The sequence below is a fragment of the Arthrobacter ulcerisalmonis genome (assembly GCF_900609065.1).
Taxonomy (GTDB): Bacteria; Actinomycetota; Actinomycetes; order Actinomycetales; family Micrococcaceae; genus Arthrobacter; species Arthrobacter ulcerisalmonis.
Genome location: NZ_UXAU01000013.1, coordinates 37,026 through 52,135, shown reverse-complemented (window position 1 = coordinate 52,135; position 15,110 = coordinate 37,026). Strand labels below are relative to the sequence as shown.

The following is a 15,110-nucleotide window of genomic DNA, read 5'->3' as shown; positions in this document are numbered from 1 at the left end:
GTCTGCGCCGGCGCAGCCAAGTCAGGCGGCGCCGGGTACGGCAATGGCCGGGCCAGTCAGGCCGCAGCCGTGAGCGGCACCGGCACCAGGTCCTGCAGCTCGGCCAGGGTGTAGCCGAACGTTTCACGGACGGTGACGCCACCCGGCCCAGTCAGGAAAACAGCCTTGTCCGTGTACACCCGGGTCACGCAGCCCACCCCGGTCAGCGGGTAGGTGCATGCTTCGACGATCTTTGAGGCGCCCTCACGGGTCAGGAGCGTCATCATCACGAAGACGTCCTTGGCGCCGGTGGCCAGGTCCATGGCGCCACCCACGGCCGGAATGGCATCGGGTGCGCCGGTGTGCCAGTTGGCGAGGTCACCGCTGGCGGAGACCTGGAACGCGCCGAGCACGCAAATGTCCAGGTGACCGCCGCGCATGATCGCGAACGAATCGGCGTGGTGGAAGTAGGACGCCCCCGGCAGTTCGGTGACGGGGATTTTGCCGGCGTTGATGAGGTCGCCGTCGATCTGGTCGCTTTCCGCGGCAGGACCCATCCCCAACATTCCGTTTTCGGTGTGCAGCGTGACGTTCTGCTCCGTGGTGAGGTAATTGGATACCAGCGTGGGCTGGCCAATTCCCAGGTTCACGAAGGAACCGGGCACGATGTCCCGGGCCACCAGGCGGGCAAGATCGTCCCGGCCCAGGGGTGTGGGAGAGGTCTGGAGACTGGTTTCGCTGCTCATGCAGAGGCCACCTTTACGATGCTGTTGACATAGATACCTGGAGTGACCACATTTTCCGGGTCGAGGCCGCCCGTGGGCACGATGTCGGTGACTTGGGCGATGGTGTGCTTGGCGGCGGCTGCCATGATGGGGCCAAAGTTGCGGGCCGTTTTGCGGTACACCAGGTTTCCCCGACCATCTGCCGTGAGGGCTTTGATCAGGGCAACATCGGCGTGGATGGGGGTCTCGAAAACCTGTCCGCGGCCGTCAATGATGCGCGTTTCCTTGCCTTCGGCCAAGGTGGTGCCGTAGCCGGTGGGCGTGAAGAAGCCGCCAATGCCAGCTCCGGCGGCCCGGATCCGTTCCGCCAGGTTGCCCTGCGGGACCAATTCGAGCTCGATCTCACCGGCGTGAAACTTGGCGTCGAAGTGCCAGGAATCGGATTGGCGGGGGAAAGAGCAGATCATCTTCCGTACCCGGCCTTCCTTGATGAGCAGGGCCAGGCCCTGATCGCCTTGGCCAGCGTTGTTGTTCACCACTGTCAGGTCTTTGGCACCGCAATCCATCAACGCGTCAATGAGCTCGAATGGCTGGCCAGCGTTGCCAAACCCGCCGATCATCACGGTGGACCCGTCCTGGATACCGGCAACCGCCTCGGTGACGGTGTCTACGAAATTCAGCATGCTCAGGCCTTTCGGGCGGTGGTGTTGGGTGCCGTGACGTTTTCGAGGACAACGGCGAGGCCCTGCCCCACGCCAATGCAGATCGCAGCCACGCCCCAGCGTTGCCCGGAGGCCTGCAGGGAGCGGGCCAGCGTGCCCAGGATGCGGGTGCCGGACGCGCCGAGGGGATGGCCCATGGCGATCGCGCCGCCGTGTTGGTTCACGATGGCGGGGTCGATGCCCCAGGCGTTGACGCAGGCCAGGGACTGCGCAGCAAATGCTTCGTTAAGTTCGACGGCGCCGACCTGATCCCAGCCGATGCCCGCCTTCGCGAGGGCCTTGTTCGCCGCTTCGACGGGGGCGTAGCCAAAGTACTGGGGATCGTTGGCGTGCGCGCCTCGTCCGGCGATGCGAGCTATCGGGTCCAGGCCCAGCACCCCGGCGGCAGCTTCGCTGCCCACCCAGGCGGCGGAGGCGCCGTCGGACAGTGGCGAAGCGTTGCCAGCCGTGACGGTGCCGTTCTCGGCGCGGAAGACCGTTTTGAGGCCGCCGAGTTTCTCTGCCGTGGAGCCGGCGCGGATGCCTTCGTCGCGGGTGAGGTCGGTCCCGGGGACGGGGGTGACCAGGTTGTCGTAGAACCCTGCGTCCCAGGCGGCCGCGGCGAGGTTGTGCGAGTTCGCAGCGAATTCGTCCTGCTGCTCCCGGGTCACGCCGTATTTCTCGCGGAGCCGTTCGGTGGCTTCACCCAGCGAAATGGTCCACTCGGAAGGCATGGCCTTGTTCACCAGGCGCCAGCCCAAGGTGGTGGAGGCGAGGTTCAGGTCCCCTGCCGGGTAGGGCTTCTCGGTCTTGGGCAGCACCCAGGGAGCACGCGACATGGACTCGGCCCCGCCAATAAGGATCACATCCGCATCGCCGGTGTTGATCTGGCGCGACGCGATCATGGCCGCGTCGAGGGAAGACCCGCACAGCCGGTTGACGGTGGTGCCGGGAATGCTGACCGGAAGCCCGGCGAGCAGCGTCCCCATCCGGGCAATGTTGCGGTTTTCCTCGCCGGCGCCGTTGGCGTTGCCGAATACCACTTCGTCGATCCGCTCAGGGTCAAGGCCGGGGGCGCGGCGCACCGATTCCTTGATGACGTGCGCTGCCAAGTCGTCCGGGCGAACCCCCGCGAGACCTGACCCAAACTTGCCGAACGGGGTCCGAACGGCGTCGTACACAAAAGCCTGCTCCATGATGCTCCTCTAAACGTCGTGCGCCACCCAACTAGGTAGCGCTATCTGCAGTTATGAACCCTCAAAACGACACTTAGCGCTACCTAGTTGGGAGAGGGGGACGCAGCGGTGTCCAGCTCCGCAAACACCTGCTGCGCCGTCTTGAATGCGGTGTTGGCCGACGGCACACCGCAGTAGATTGCTGTCTGGAGCAGGATCTCCTTGATCTCATCCCTGCTCAGGCCGTTGGTGATGGCCGCGCGGATATGCATGGCCAGCTCCTCCCAATGACCGTGCGCCACCATTGCGGTAATGGTCACCGCGGAGCGCATCTGCCGGGAAATCCCGGGCCTGGTCCAGATCCCACCCCACGCGATCCGCGTGATCATGTCCTGGAAATCTTCGGTGAAATCGTCCTTCCGGGCGTTGGCCCGGTCCACGTGCGCCGCGCCGAGCACCTCACGCCGCACGGCCATCCCGCCGTCGTAAATCTCCTGGCTGGTCGCCTCCGGCTGCACCGCGCCGTGGCGAGCGTCCGCGCTCATTTGCCGACCTCCAGCGTTTCCGCCCAGCCAATGAGGCTGCGCAACAGTTCCGCCACGTGGGCAGGTGCCTCGGCGGGGGCCAAATGCGCCACGCCTTCCAAGGTCACCGCGTTTGCCGTGCCACCGCCCGCGGTGATGCCGGCAGCGATTTCTTCGGCGAACGACGGCGGCACCACAGTATCTGCGGCACCGGCAACGGCCTGGGTGGGAACCTTGATACCGGCTAAGTGGGTGCGGACGTCATAGGCAGCGAGCGCCTCGCAGCAGAACGCGTAGCTCGTGGGGTCAGCGTCCCGCAGCGAGTGCAGCAAGTGGCTGCTAAGTTCGGGCGCACGGTCCATGAAGCCGGGGGCAAACCATCGTTCGGCGGAGCCTTGGATGAGGACCGGCGTGCCTTGCGCACGGACTAGCTCGGCGCGGTCAAGCCAGGCTTCCGGCGTCCCGATCTTGGCCCCTGAGCACTGGATGGACAGGCTTTTGACCCTGTCCCCGTGCGCCACCCCGAGTTGCAGCCCGGTGGCGCCGCCCAGGGAGACGCCGGCGTAGTGGAAGTTGGTGCCGGGCGCGATCGAGTCCACCAGCGTTACTACAGCCGAGGCGAGATCCGCCACGGCAAACGGTTCGCTGGCCTTGGGTGAGACGCCGTGACCGGGCAGGTCCCAAGCCACCACATCGAAGTCATTGGCCAGGAGTCCCGCCGTGGCGCCCCACAATACGGTGGCAGCGGTACCCAGGGAGGGGCCCACCACCAGCAGCGGCCGGTCACCGAGGTCTCGTTCCGGGGACAGCAGGACTGCCTTCAGTGTTGGTTCAGCCATGGGTGGCTCCGTTCTGGCGGGGGTCTGCGGACCCGTGGCGTGCATGGGTAAATTCTGGGTAGGCGGCCAGGATCCGGCGGGCGATTTCCGCGGCCTGGCCCACATAGTTGGCAGGATCAAGAAGATCGGCAAGCCGGTCGTCCGAGAGAAGTTCCTGCGGAACCGCTGTGCGGAGGAGCCGCTGATAGGTGACGCCCTGGTCCTCCGCGGGCACGGCCAACGTCTGGTCCACCACGTCCTGGAGCTGGTCCTTGCCGCTCCGGCCAGCACGCTCGGACAGCAACGGCGCGACGGCGGCGCTGACACCTTCGGCAAGCAGCAGCGGTCCGGCGAGGCCAAGGTTGCGGGTCAGCGCGGCAGGAAAGACCTGCAGGCCTTCGGCAAGCTCGCGCAGGTGCCCTGCTGCGGCCAGGCCCAACCGGAGCAGACCCCGGAGGGCAGGCCACTCGAGGTGCCAGGCGGCGTCCGGGCGTTCATCGTTGAAGGTCGCGGCGGCCAGGTGCAGTTGGGCCACGAGCTGCGGCCCCTGCAATGCGGCACTGCGGACGAGGACCGAGAGGACCGGATTTTGCTTCTGTGGCATCGCGGAGGAAACACCACGCCCAGCAGCCCGTGGTTCGGCCACTTCCGTCACCTCGGGCCGGCTCATGAACAATACGTCAGTGGCGATCTTTCCAGCGGCGTCCAGGGTTGCGGCGAGCGCGTTTCCGAGCGCCGTGACGGCCAGCCGGTTCGTGTGCCACGGGGCCGGGGTTGGTGCCAGGCCAAGCTGGCTGGCCAGATCATCGGCAAGGCTGAAGGGAGTGTGGGACGTGCCCTGGGTCAGGACGGTCCCTGCGGCCAAGGTCCCGGCCGCCCCACCAAACTGCACGGGAAAATCCAGCTCCGCCAGCTGCCGGCCGGCCGCAGCGAGGCCTTGGAACCATTGCGCCGACCGCAGCCCAAAGGTGTAGGGCAGCGAATGCTGGGTCAGGCTCCGGCCCACGGCCAACGTAGCCGCATGGTGTTCGGCAAGCGCAGCAAGCGCGTTCGTTGCCCCGCGAAGATCGGTGAGCAGCGCGGCAACTGCCTTCCTGGCCACCAGCATCAGCGCCGTGTCCAGGACGTCCTGGCTGGTCAGTGACGTGTGAACGGCTTTGCCAGCGCCAAGTCCGGCGGTGTCGAGCGCAGCCACGTGCCGCCGTAGATCGTTAAGCAGCGGGATGACGGGGTTGCCGCCGCCTTGGGCCCGGTGCGCGATGTCGGCGACGTCGTACCGGTCCGGGTCCGCAGCTGAGGCCACGACGGCGGCGGTTCCCTCAGGCGCCAGGCCGGCAGCCACCAGCACGGCAGCCCAGCCAGCCTCGACGTCGAGGATGGCGGCCAGCACGGCGCGGTCACCGGTCACCGCAGCGACCGACGGCGACGCCGAGACCGGACTCAACAACCCCTCGTCCGTCACTGGAAGTCCAGGAAGACTGTCTCGCCTTCGCCCTGCAGGCGGATGTCCCACGTCAAACCGCCGTCCGGGTCACGGCGGGCAATCAGGGTGGACCGGCGGTCAGCGGGAAGCGAGCTCAGCAGCGGGTCATTGGCCAGGGCTTCGGTGTCTTCTGGCAGGTAGACCCTGGTGAACAGCCTGTTCATGAGGCCGCGGGCAAAGACCACCACGGAGATGAAGGGCGCCGATCCGGGGGCGGTGGATCCCGGGTTAACGGTGGTGAAGGTGTACCGGCCGGAATTGCCGACGGCGGCGCGCCCCCACCCCGTGAACGTGTAGCCGTCGCGGACCAGCGAACCGGTCTGCTGCACCACGTTGCCGGCGGCGTCGGCCTGCCAGATCTCCAGGATGGCGTCGGGAATGGCCGTACCTGCGCCGTCGTACACGGTGCCCTGCAGCCGAATGCTGCCAGCGGAACCCGGCGCAAGGAGTTCGTTGTCCTTGGCGAACGGCAGGGCGTAGCCGTAGAAGGGGCCCACGGTCTGGGCGGGGGTGGCAATGAGCTTGGGGGACGTCATCTTATTCCTCATCTCCGGCAGCGCCATGCGCCTCATTTTCGGTCCAGGTCCGCTGTGACCCGGTCAGGACGATGTCCCAGTTGTACCCCAGCGCCCATTCGGGCTGGGTCAGATCGTGGTCATAGCTGGCCACCAGGCGGTCGCGGGCGTCCTGGTCAACGATTGACTGGTAGATGGGATCCAGCGGGAACAACTGGTCGCCGGGGAAGTACATCTGGGTGATGATGCGCTGGGTGAATTCCTGGCCGAAGAGCGAGAAGTGGATGTGCGCCGGCCGCCAGGCATTCAGGTGGTTCTTCCACGGGTAGGCGCCGGGCTTGATAGTGGTGAACCGGTAGGAGCCGTCCGGTCCCGTGATGCAGCGGCCCACGCCGGTGAAGTGCGGGTCAAGCGGTGCCGGGTGCTGGTCGCGCTTGTGGATGTAGCGGCCGGAAGAGTTGGCCTGCCAGATTTCCACCAACTGGCCGGCCACCGGGCGTCCGTCACCGTCAAGGACCTTGCCGGCCACGATGATCCGCTCACCCTGCGGCTCGCCGCTGTGCTGGATGGTCAGGTCAGACTCCAACGCATGCACGTCCTGGTGGCCGAACGCGGGTGAGTACAACTCGATGGTTTCCGGATCGGCGTGGTGCAGGTTCTTGGTGGGGTGGCGCAGAATGCTGCTGCGGTAGGGGGCGAAGTCCAACCGGGGCTGGGTCTCTGCCGCAGCGCCGTCCTGCCGGGCCTTGGCGTAGGCCGCGCTCAGCCCGGCAATCTCTGCGCTGAGATCTTGCTGCGTCTCCGCGGCCGAATCCAGGGGCGCGTGTCCGGCCTGGGGCTCGGCAGCCGGGACAAGTTCGTCCGCGTCGGTGCTGGTCTGGTTCGTCATGGTGGGCTCCTTTCTGGAGCTACGTGGTCCGGTTCAGGTGGTCGTATTGGACGGCGTGGCGGACTGGCGCGTTGGGGGCGCCGTACCCGTCGTAGCTGCCGCGACGTTCCACCATCTCGAAAAATACGCTGCCGATGGTGGCGGTGTAGAAGTGCAGGAACTCGCCGTCCGCATCCCGGTCGTAGAGCAGATTCAGCTCTTGGAGCGTGGCCAGGAAGTCCGGCTCCAGGCCGAACCGCGCGGCGAGGTCCTCGTAGTAGTTGGCTGGGATCTGCAGGAACTCCAGCCCCCTGTCCCGGGCTGCGCGGGCCGTTGCCACCAGGTCAGTGACGGCGAAGGCAATGTGTTCCTGGTAGTTGCCCTGCGCGCCGTCCTGCTGGATCAGCGGGGCCAAATTCAGCACCAGCCGGACTGACCGGTCGGCGCTCAGCATCACCTGCGAGCGCACCAGGCCGGTGGGGCTGGGGACTTCGGCGAAGGGCTGTGGAGCCAATGCCAGCGCCGAGGTGTAGAACAGGACAGCTTCGTCGAAATGCTGCCACGGCTGGGCCAGGTTGATGTGGTCAATGACGGTCCCCGTGCCGGCTGCCTCTACGGGCGCTCCGGCACCGAATTCCGACGTCCACGCAGCGGTTCCGTCGGCGTTGCCCTGGCAGAGGAAGACCTCGGTGGAATCAGGTGCCGCGAAGCCTTGGAACACTTCCTCGTTGGCCTGGCTCTTCCGGGGGACCGCGGGGGCCTTGAGTTGCTGGGCCCGGGCGGCGGACATGACGGGCGAATCGACGTCGAACCCCAACGCCGAAATGGCCGGTGCGGCGCCGGCAGCCGGGGCCTCGTTGATGACCACGCGCGCGGCCCCCATGGTCCACAGCTGCACGTCCTTGGTGCGGTGCCTGCCGTTGAAAGCGAAGCCCAACTGGCCAAGGACAGCCTCCAGGCCGGCGGTTTCCGTGGCGCGAACCTCGGCGAAATTCCAGCCCGCAGGCTCGGTCACCTGCGGCAGCGTGGCCAGTTCCATCGAATAACGACGCCGGGACCCACCGCCGGGCGCGGCCTCGGCGTCGAGCCACTTAGCAGTCTGTTCTTCCAACCAGATGAGCGACCGCATGCCGTCCACGGCGGTCCGCTCCACGTCTGACTGGCGGAAAACGTCGTTGAAGATCTCGAGCGAGACGGGTCCGGAGTAGCCGCACCGCACCACGTGCGCCATGAACTTGGCCAGCGCGAACTGGCCCTCGCCGGGGAAGACCCGGTAGTGCCGGCTCCAGGACAGGACGTCCATGGCGAGCTTGGGCGCGTCGGCTACCTGGACGAAGAAGATCTTGGCAGGATCCAGCGCTTCAATGGGCGCAGTGTCCCAGTTACGGGACAGGATGTGGAAGGAGTCAAGGCAGGTGCCCAGGTTCGGGTGGTCCACTGCAGCTACCAGGCGATGCGCGTGTTCGTAGTCGTTGACGTACTTACCCCAGGCCAGCGCCTCATAGGCCACTTTCACACCGTGCTCACCGGCCAAGTGGGCCAGCTGCGCCAGTTGATCCTGCCGGAGCTCGTCGCTGTCGATGCTGGCCGTGGCCACATTGCTGCAGACCAGGATGGTGTCCATGCCGAGCCGGGACATCAGCCGGAATTTTGCATCGGCGCGGTGCAGGTTGGCGGCCAGCAGGTCCTCGGTGACGCTGTCGAAGTCGCGGAACGGCTGGTACAGGTCAAGGGTGAGGCCCAGATCGGCCGCCATTTTGCGGAGGTCTTCGGGCGGCAGCGGGGACGTGACGAGGTCTTGTTCGAAGATCTCGATTCCGTCAAAGCCAGCAATCGCGCAGGCCTGCATCTTTTCCTTGAGCGTGCCTGACAGGCAGACAGTGGCGATTCCGGTGCGCATCAGGCGGCCACGGCCTCTGCGGCCACGAGGTCCAGGAAGTGCGCGCGCATCCGTTCGGCGTCGGGTTCCAGGCCGGTGAAGATGCGGAAGGAATCTGCCGCCTGCGCAACAGCCATGCGGCCGCCGTCGAGCACTGCGCAGCCCTTGGCGCGAGCGGCGCGGATGAGTTCGGTGTCGATGGGGCGGTAGACAATGTCTGCCACCCAGTGCCGGGGCTCCAGCAGCGCCAGGTCCAGGGGGACGCCTGGATGGGCTGCCATGCCAATGGGGGTGCAATGCACCAGGCCGTCCGCGGCTGGCATCAACGCCGGCAGCTCTTCGGGGGCATGGGCCGTGACCGTGGCGCTGGGGAAGAATCCCGCGAGTTCGGCGGTGCGGGCGGCCGCCCGTGCTGGATCGACGTCCACCAGATCAAGAATCTGGACGCCGGCGCTCAGGAGCGCGTATGCCACCGCCGAGCCGGCGCCACCAGCGCCCAACTGCACTACGCGGTCCAGGGCAGCATCGGGGAGCCCGCCAGCCAGAGCCGCGCCAAACCCCGAACAGTCGGTGTTGTGTCCCACGAACCTGCCGTCCCGGATCAGCACGGTGTTCACTGCTCCCAGCCGCCGCGCGTCCGGGGTGACCTCGTCGAGGTATTCGAGGACCAGCTGCTTGCACGGGTGGGTGACGTTGAGTCCGTTGAAGCCCAGTGTCCGGGCCTGCTGGAGAAGATTCCCGACGGCGGTCCCTGGCAGTTGCAGGTCCAGCAGGTCGATGGGGCGGTAGAGGTAGCGGACGCCGAGGACGTCGCCTTCGTGCTCGTGCATGGGCGGCGTGAGTGATGGCAAAACGCCATCGCCAACCAGTCCTACCAGGTAGGACTCAGTTAGAAGACTCATCCGTTCAGCTCCTTCGGTAACGGCACCGGGTGGCAGCGCCCGGTAAACGGGACGAGGGCCTTTCGGTGGTAATAATGACAGTACAGTATTTGTTCACTAGTCGCACGCATGTTCGTCATGCGAACAGAATTAGCGCTGCGGCAGCCGTGCGGCAAGCTCCGCAGCCGCTTCCTGGAGGAGCGCAACGTGCGCAACGAGCGCCTCCTCACTGATCCGAAAAACGGGCGCGGCCGTAGCGAGGGATGCGAAGGCCACCCCCTGATTGGTGAGCAGCGGGACGGCCACGGCTCGCATCCCCATCTCGTTTTCTTCGTCCATGACGGCATAACCGCGCTGGCGGACCTGCTCGATTTCCGCCCGGAAGGCTTGCCGGTCGGTGATGGACCTGTCCGTCAAGGCATCCAAGGGCAGCTCAGCCAGGAGTTGCTCGCGCTCACTCTCGTCGGCAAACGCCACCAACGCCTTCCCCACCGCCGTCGTGGACAGTGAGCCCAGATGGCCCGGATCGCTGGTCACGCGGAAGATCTGCGGACCGTCCACCTTGTTGACCGTCAGGTGATGATGACCGTCCCGCACGCTGAGGATGGTGGCTTCGCCCGTCTGCTCGGTCACCCGCCGGAGTACAGGCATGGCCGTGCCGGCAAATCCATGATGGTTCGACACGCGCTGGCCCAGCTGGAAGATCCGCAGGCCCAGGTGATAGCGGCGGCCGTCCGGCTCATAGTCCACGAAGCCGTCCCGCGTCAGGGATCCAAGCAGGCGATAGGTGGTGCTGAAGGGCAGGCCCGCCCGGCGGGAGATATCGGCAGCACTGGCACCCCTAGGCTCGTCCCCCAGCAGGACCAGCAACCCCAAGGCCTTGCCCACCATATCGGTACTGCGGGACGCTTTTTCCGGTTCCTGCTCGATGGCCGGGTCCGGCAGGGATGCGGCTGTGGTTTGGTTCACACTCATGAGTTGATGTTGCCACAATATGAGAGCTATTTCTAGATAGTGATTATTTTTCTTGACAGGTGACGGGGCTCACAGGCATCATTGCTGTATCGCAAAAGAAGCTTCCACCATGTGGCTACTAACCCCCCCGACTAGTTCAGATCGGGCCCCTCCGCGAACGTCTCACCAGGACAACGGCGGATCCACGCATAAACTCCCGACACCGTCGTCACACCAAAGGAACCTCATGAGCCAGACACTCCCGTCCGCCGGAGAGGGAACTGCCAGCCAGCAGGGGACGCCAAAGAAGGCGGCCCTAGCCAGCTTCCTGGGCAGCGCCGTCGAGTACTACGACTTCTTCATCTTTGGATCGGCAGCAGCGCTGATCTTCCCCACCGTCTTCTTCCCCAGCGCCGATGCCAACGCCGCCATCATGTCGTTTGCAACGTTTGGGTTTGCCTACATTGCCCGACCAGTTGGTGCCGTCATCCTTGGACACTTCGGCGACCGGGTCGGCAGGCAGAAAGTCCTGATGTTTACCCTGGTGCTGATGGGAGCCTCAACGTTCCTGATCGGCTGCCTGCCTGACTTCAACACTGTGGGTTGGTGGGCGCCGGCGTTGCTGGTGCTGGCACGTCTGGCCCAAGGACTGTCTGCCGCCGGTGAGCAGGCCGGCGCATCGTCAATGACGCTGGAACACGCTCCAGACAACCGCCGCGCCTTCTTCACTTCATGGACCCTGACCGGCACGCAGGGCGGCCAGATCCTTGCTGCACTGGTGTTCATCCCCGTCCTGGCCCTCCCTGACGACATCAAGTACGGCATCGGCTGGCGCATCCCGTTCTGGTTGAGCGCCGTCGTTGTCCTGGTTGCCTTCTTCATCCGTCGCACCCTGCACGAGCCGCCGGCGTTTGCCGAGGCTCAGAAGACCGCGCAGATTTCCAAGCTTCCCGTGGCCGACCTCATGAAGGGCCACTGGCGCGACGTGCTCCGCGTGGTGTGCTGCGCGTTCATCGCTGCAGTCTCCACCGTGTTCGGAACCCTTGCCATCAGCTACGCCAAAACCGTGGCTGGCGTGGACGGCACCACCACGCTCTGGCTGGTGGTGGGCGCCAACTTCGTCGCCCTGGGCACCCAGCCACTTTTCGGCAGGCTCGCGGATAAGATCGGCCGCAAGCCCGTCTTCATCTACGGTGCTGTGGCCAGCGCCATCCTCACCCCGGTGTTCCTCCTCAGCCTTGAATCCGGCAGCATTCCGTTGATGTTCCTGGCCGCCATCGGCTTCTTCTCCTTCGGCTACGCAGCCTCGAACGCCGTCTGGCCGTCTTTCTACGCCGAGATGTTCAGCACCAAGGTGCGCTTCTCGGGTCTGGCCATTGGCACGCAGCTGGGCTTCCTGATGGCCGGCTTCGCACCAGCGATTGTCGCTGCCATGGGCGGCATCCGGCCCGGCGGCTGGGTCCAGATCAGCATCTTTACTGCCGTGATCTGTGTGGTGGCAGCCGTCTCTGCGCTGACCGCCAAGGAAACCTTCCGAACGCCAACCGCCCAGCTTGGCGGGAAGTAACACTCCAGCCCAGTTTTGAGCCCCGAAAGCCCGCCATCCCCTGGAGATGGCGGGCTTTTCCGGGTCAAAACTGGGCTAGTTTGGCAGCCCGGCCGCCAACACGGTGGCCAGGTCGAAGCTGACGGGCTCCTCAAGTTGGGCGTACGTGCAGGATTCTGGGTCACGGTCTGGGCGCCACCGGGAAAACTGCGCCGTGTGCCGGAAGCGGTCACCTTCCATGTGGTCATACCGCACCTCCACCACCAGCTCTGGCCGGAGCGGGACGAAGGAAAGGTCCTTCCCGCCGCTCCACCGGCTCCCTTCGGCCTTTCGAGGCGTCCGTTCACCGGCCTCCTGCTTGGCCCACGCCCACGGGTGCTCCTCAAAGTCGGTCACCAGTGGCTGCAGTTCCTGGAACAGTTCCTGCCGGCGTGCCATCGAGAATGCTCCGATGACCCCGACACTCGCCAGGCCACCGTCGTCGTTATAGAGCCCCAAGAGCAGCGATCCGATGGTGTCCGGGCCCGACTTGTGCACCCGGTAGCCTGCCACCACGCAGTCGGCGGTGCGTTCGTGCTTGACCTTGAACATGCTTCGTTTGTCCGGCTGGTACGTGCCGGTGCGCGGCCTGGCGATAATTCCGTCCAGCCCCGCACCCTCGAACTGCTGGAACCACTGCCCGGCCGTCTCCGGGCTGGCGGTGGCAGCCGTGACGTGGATCGGTGCGTTGGCCTCGGCGAGCGCACCCTCAAGGGCGAGCCGTCGCTCGGCGAACGGCTTGCCGGTGAAGTCCTCGTCGCCGAGCGCCAGCAGGTCGAAGGCCACGAAAGACGCCGGCGTCTCACCGGCCAGCAGCTTCACCCTGCTTGCGGCGGGGTGAATGCGCTGCTGCAGGGCGTCGAAGTCCAGCCGATCGCCGCTGGCGCCAATGAGGATGATCTCGCCGTCCACCACACAGCGCGGCGGGAGGTTCACCTTCAACGCCGCCACGAGTTCGGGAAAGTACCGGGTGAGCGGCTTTTCGTTCCTGCTGCCGATCTCAACGTCATCCCCGTCGCGGAAAATGATGGACCGGAAGCCGTCCCATTTCGGTTCGTAGCTAAGGTCACCGGCAGGTATGCCACTGACGGCTTTGGCCAGCATCGGTTTGACGGGCGGCATCACGGGAAGGTCCATGGTCCCCATTCTGTCGCCCGCGCAGGCCGGACGGTACCCCGGCGTTCCTTTTGGGCGGATGACGGCGGGACCCCCTTCAGGTGGGCAGGCAGCCGGATGCGCTGGTAGCCGTGGTCCCTGGATCGTCACGCACGCACCAACCCCGGCGGCTGTGAAAAGATCAACCATGCGCGCCATGCAACATTCAAGCAAACTCCAGAACGTCCGCTACGAACTGCGCGGTCCCATCCTCCAAGCCGCGAAAAGCATGGAGGCGGAGGGGCATCGGATCCTCAAGATGAACCTGGGCGACACCGCACCGTTTGGCATGGAGGCGCCGGAGTCGGTGGTGGTGGACATGATCCATCATCTTCGTGGCGCACAGGGTTACAGCGATTCCAAGGGTATTTTCTCCGCACGGACAGCCATTTCGCAGTATTACCAGACCCGTGGGCTCATGCAGATCGGCGTCGAGGACATCTTCATTGGCAACGGCGTCAGTGAGCTGATTTCCATGTGCCTGCAGGCGTTCATGGAGAACGGCGACGAAATCCTCGTTCCCGCCCCGGATTACCCGCTATGGACTGCCGCGGTCACGCTGACGGGCGGAAAACCCGTGCACTACCTCTGCGACGAGGCCGAGAACTGGTGGCCGGACCTGGCGGACGTCGAAGCAAAGATCACTCACCGGACCAAGGGGATTGTGATCATCAACCCCAACAACCCCACTGGCGCCGTCTACCCGCGGCATGTGCTGGAGCAGTTCGCCGACCTGGCCCGGAAGCACAACCTGGTGCTGTTCTCCGACGAGATTTACGAAAAAGTGCTGTACGAAAAAGCGCAGCACCTCCATATGGCAGCTATCGCCGAGGATGTGTGTTGCCTGACCTTCAGCGGGTTGTCGAAGGCCTACCGGATGCCTGGCTACCGCGCCGGCTGGGTGGCTATTACGGGTCCGCTGGCCGCGACCGCGAGCTACCGGGAGGGACTGGAATTGCTGGCGTCCCTCCGGCTATGTCCGAACGTGCCGGCACAGCACGCGATCCAGACATGCCTGGGCGGGTATCAGAGTATCGAAGCGTTGGTGCAACCCGGTGGCAGGCTTCGGGAGCAACGGGACCTGGCCCACAAGCTGCTGACTGCCATCCCGGGCGTCACCTGCGTGCCGGCGGCTGGCGCCATGTATCTCTTCCCCCGCCTCGACCCGGAACTGTACCCGATTGACAGCGACGAGCAGTTCGTCCTTGACCTGCTCCGGGACCAGAAGCTCCTGGTCTCCCACGGGACAGCGTTTAACTGGCCGGCTCCTGATCATTTTCGGTTCGTCATCTTGCCGTCTGTGCTCGATATTGAGGAAGCGGTGGGCCGGATCTCGTCCTTCCTGGCGGGCTACCGGAGTCGCGGCGCAGCCTGATCCCAAGTAGGTAGCGCTAACTGCACTTTTGAGGGGTCAAAACTGCACTTAGCGCTACCCAGTTGGGAGGGCAGGGGCGAAACCGGGCCGGCGCGCAGAGCTAACCACCTTCTTACCGGCGCGAAACCGGGACGCAACATTGCCACCGCACACTGGATTCACGGGCAAGAGCCCGCACCAGCGCCAGGAGGCCCCATGTTGACGAAAGAGAAGACGAAAGTAACCCGAGTCCATGCCCTGGACCAACTCCACCGCGGCGACGAAATCGAAGCCCGGATGTCCGTCGGCCCCTCCTACGACGACGTGGTCATCCGCCGCGGCCGGGTCCAGGAAACAGCCCCCGGAATCGGCGTCCTCTGGATTCTTGATCGATTCACGGGGGCAAGGCGCATCGTCAACACCGACGAATGTACGGTCTGGCGGATCGCCTAAGCGTTCAAGAGTTCGCCGCCATGCGGGCGCAGTCAGTAAGGACTGCCCGCACGGCACCGGC

Annotated in this window: 15 protein-coding genes; 3 read left to right on the top strand and 12 right to left on the bottom strand. The window is 65.4% G+C overall.

Annotated elements, in window-relative coordinates:
- Window positions 1–56 precede the first annotated feature (56 nt).
- From PSET11_RS03630 to PSET11_RS03580, 11 genes are all read right to left on the bottom strand, one after another.
- Entirely contained in the window at window positions 57–725 is a 669-nt protein-coding gene (locus PSET11_RS03630; protein WP_124090756.1) for a 3-oxoacid CoA-transferase subunit B, read from the bottom strand.
- Window positions 722–1,387, bottom strand: coding sequence for a 3-oxoacid CoA-transferase subunit A (locus PSET11_RS03625; RefSeq protein ID WP_124090755.1), 666 nt, complete (start codon window positions 1,385–1,387; stop codon window positions 722–724). Before PSET11_RS03625 ends, PSET11_RS03630 begins: the two co-directional genes overlap by 4 nt.
- A 2-nt stretch (window positions 1,388–1,389) precedes the next feature.
- A complete protein-coding gene (locus PSET11_RS03620) occupies window positions 1,390–2,601 on the bottom strand; it encodes a thiolase family protein (protein WP_124090754.1) in 1,212 nt (403 codons plus the stop codon).
- Between the two features lie 83 nt (window positions 2,602–2,684).
- Window positions 2,685–3,125, bottom strand: coding sequence for a 4-carboxymuconolactone decarboxylase (gene pcaC, locus PSET11_RS03615; RefSeq protein WP_124090753.1), 441 nt, complete (start codon window positions 3,123–3,125; stop codon window positions 2,685–2,687).
- Window positions 3,122–3,943, bottom strand: a complete 822-nt coding sequence (locus PSET11_RS03610) for an alpha/beta fold hydrolase (protein WP_124090752.1) — start codon at window positions 3,941–3,943, stop codon at window positions 3,122–3,124. Before PSET11_RS03610 ends, pcaC begins: the two co-directional genes overlap by 4 nt.
- Window positions 3,936–5,384, bottom strand: a complete 1,449-nt coding sequence (locus PSET11_RS03605) for a lyase family protein (RefSeq protein WP_124090751.1) — start codon at window positions 5,382–5,384, stop codon at window positions 3,936–3,938. The genes PSET11_RS03610 and PSET11_RS03605 overlap by 8 nt, the downstream gene beginning before the upstream one ends.
- Window positions 5,381–5,941, bottom strand: coding sequence for a protocatechuate 3,4-dioxygenase subunit alpha (gene pcaG / locus PSET11_RS03600; protein WP_124090750.1), 561 nt, complete (start codon window positions 5,939–5,941; stop codon window positions 5,381–5,383). The genes PSET11_RS03605 and pcaG overlap by 4 nt, the downstream gene beginning before the upstream one ends.
- Window position 5,942: 1 nt before the next feature.
- Window positions 5,943–6,809, bottom strand: a complete 867-nt coding sequence (pcaH, locus tag PSET11_RS03595; RefSeq protein ID WP_124090749.1) for a protocatechuate 3,4-dioxygenase subunit beta — start codon at window positions 6,807–6,809, stop codon at window positions 5,943–5,945.
- Between the two features lie 19 nt (window positions 6,810–6,828).
- Window positions 6,829–8,688, bottom strand: a complete 1,860-nt coding sequence (locus PSET11_RS03590) for a bifunctional sugar phosphate isomerase/epimerase/4-hydroxyphenylpyruvate dioxygenase family protein (protein WP_124090748.1) — start codon at window positions 8,686–8,688, stop codon at window positions 6,829–6,831.
- On the bottom strand, window positions 8,688–9,569 hold the full coding sequence (locus tag PSET11_RS03585) for a shikimate dehydrogenase (RefSeq protein ID WP_124090747.1): 882 nt from the start codon (window positions 9,567–9,569) through the stop codon (window positions 8,688–8,690). Before PSET11_RS03585 ends, PSET11_RS03590 begins: the two co-directional genes overlap by 1 nt.
- 129 nt (window positions 9,570–9,698) lie before the next feature.
- The gene (locus PSET11_RS03580; protein WP_124090746.1) at window positions 9,699–10,523 is read right to left on the bottom strand and encodes an IclR family transcriptional regulator; all 825 of its coding nucleotides are present in this window, start codon (window positions 10,521–10,523) and stop codon (window positions 9,699–9,701) included.
- Window positions 10,524–10,749: 226 nt separating this feature from the next.
- Between PSET11_RS03580 and PSET11_RS03575 the strand changes: the two genes are divergently transcribed.
- On the top strand, window positions 10,750–12,069 hold the full coding sequence (locus PSET11_RS03575) for an MFS transporter (RefSeq protein ID WP_124090745.1): 1,320 nt from the start codon (window positions 10,750–10,752) through the stop codon (window positions 12,067–12,069).
- Between the two features lie 75 nt (window positions 12,070–12,144).
- Here the strand turns inward: PSET11_RS03575 and PSET11_RS03570 are convergent, their stop codons facing one another.
- The gene (locus tag PSET11_RS03570) at window positions 12,145–13,224 is read right to left on the bottom strand and encodes an ATP-dependent DNA ligase (protein WP_124090744.1); all 1,080 of its coding nucleotides are present in this window, start codon (window positions 13,222–13,224) and stop codon (window positions 12,145–12,147) included.
- A gap of 166 nt (window positions 13,225–13,390) precedes the next feature.
- Here PSET11_RS03570 and PSET11_RS03565 point away from each other — a divergent pair, with 166 nt between their 5' ends.
- Complete coding sequence (locus tag PSET11_RS03565; protein WP_124090743.1) at window positions 13,391–14,617, top strand: pyridoxal phosphate-dependent aminotransferase; 1,227 nt, start codon at window positions 13,391–13,393, stop codon at window positions 14,615–14,617.
- A 195-nt stretch (window positions 14,618–14,812) separates the two neighbouring features.
- Window positions 14,813–15,049, top strand: a complete 237-nt coding sequence (locus PSET11_RS03560) for a hypothetical protein (RefSeq protein WP_124090742.1) — start codon at window positions 14,813–14,815, stop codon at window positions 15,047–15,049.
- The last annotated feature ends 61 nt before the right edge of the window (window positions 15,050–15,110 follow it).

What these genes read in the sequence shown, in the direction of transcription:
- PSET11_RS03575 (WP_124090745.1), top strand. Translation starts at nt 10,750, where the DNA reads ATGAGCCAGACACTCCCGTCCGCCGGAGAGGGAACTGCCAGCCAGCAG.
- PSET11_RS03590 (WP_124090748.1), bottom strand. Translation starts at nt 8,688, where the DNA reads ATGCGCACCGGAATCGCCACTGTCTGCCTGTCAGGCACGCTCAAGGAA.
- PSET11_RS03610 (WP_124090752.1), bottom strand. Translation starts at nt 3,943, where the DNA reads ATGGCTGAACCAACACTGAAGGCAGTCCTGCTGTCCCCGGAACGAGAC.
- pcaG (WP_124090750.1), bottom strand. Translation starts at nt 5,941, where the DNA reads ATGACGTCCCCCAAGCTCATTGCCACCCCCGCCCAGACCGTGGGCCCC.
- PSET11_RS03630 (WP_124090756.1), bottom strand. Translation starts at nt 725, where the DNA reads ATGAGCAGCGAAACCAGTCTCCAGACCTCTCCCACACCCCTGGGCCGG.
- pcaH (WP_124090749.1), bottom strand. Translation starts at nt 6,809, where the DNA reads ATGACGAACCAGACCAGCACCGACGCGGACGAACTTGTCCCGGCTGCC.
- PSET11_RS03570 (WP_124090744.1), bottom strand. Translation starts at nt 13,224, where the DNA reads ATGGACCTTCCCGTGATGCCGCCCGTCAAACCGATGCTGGCCAAAGCC.
- pcaC (WP_124090753.1), bottom strand. Translation starts at nt 3,125, where the DNA reads ATGAGCGCGGACGCTCGCCACGGCGCGGTGCAGCCGGAGGCGACCAGC.
- PSET11_RS03565 (WP_124090743.1), top strand. Translation starts at nt 13,391, where the DNA reads ATGCGCGCCATGCAACATTCAAGCAAACTCCAGAACGTCCGCTACGAA.
- PSET11_RS03620 (WP_124090754.1), bottom strand. Translation starts at nt 2,601, where the DNA reads ATGGAGCAGGCTTTTGTGTACGACGCCGTTCGGACCCCGTTCGGCAAG.
- PSET11_RS03560 (WP_124090742.1), top strand. Translation starts at nt 14,813, where the DNA reads ATGTTGACGAAAGAGAAGACGAAAGTAACCCGAGTCCATGCCCTGGAC.
- PSET11_RS03625 (WP_124090755.1), bottom strand. Translation starts at nt 1,387, where the DNA reads ATGCTGAATTTCGTAGACACCGTCACCGAGGCGGTTGCCGGTATCCAG.
- PSET11_RS03580 (WP_124090746.1), bottom strand. Translation starts at nt 10,523, where the DNA reads ATGAGTGTGAACCAAACCACAGCCGCATCCCTGCCGGACCCGGCCATC.
- PSET11_RS03585 (WP_124090747.1), bottom strand. Translation starts at nt 9,569, where the DNA reads ATGAGTCTTCTAACTGAGTCCTACCTGGTAGGACTGGTTGGCGATGGC.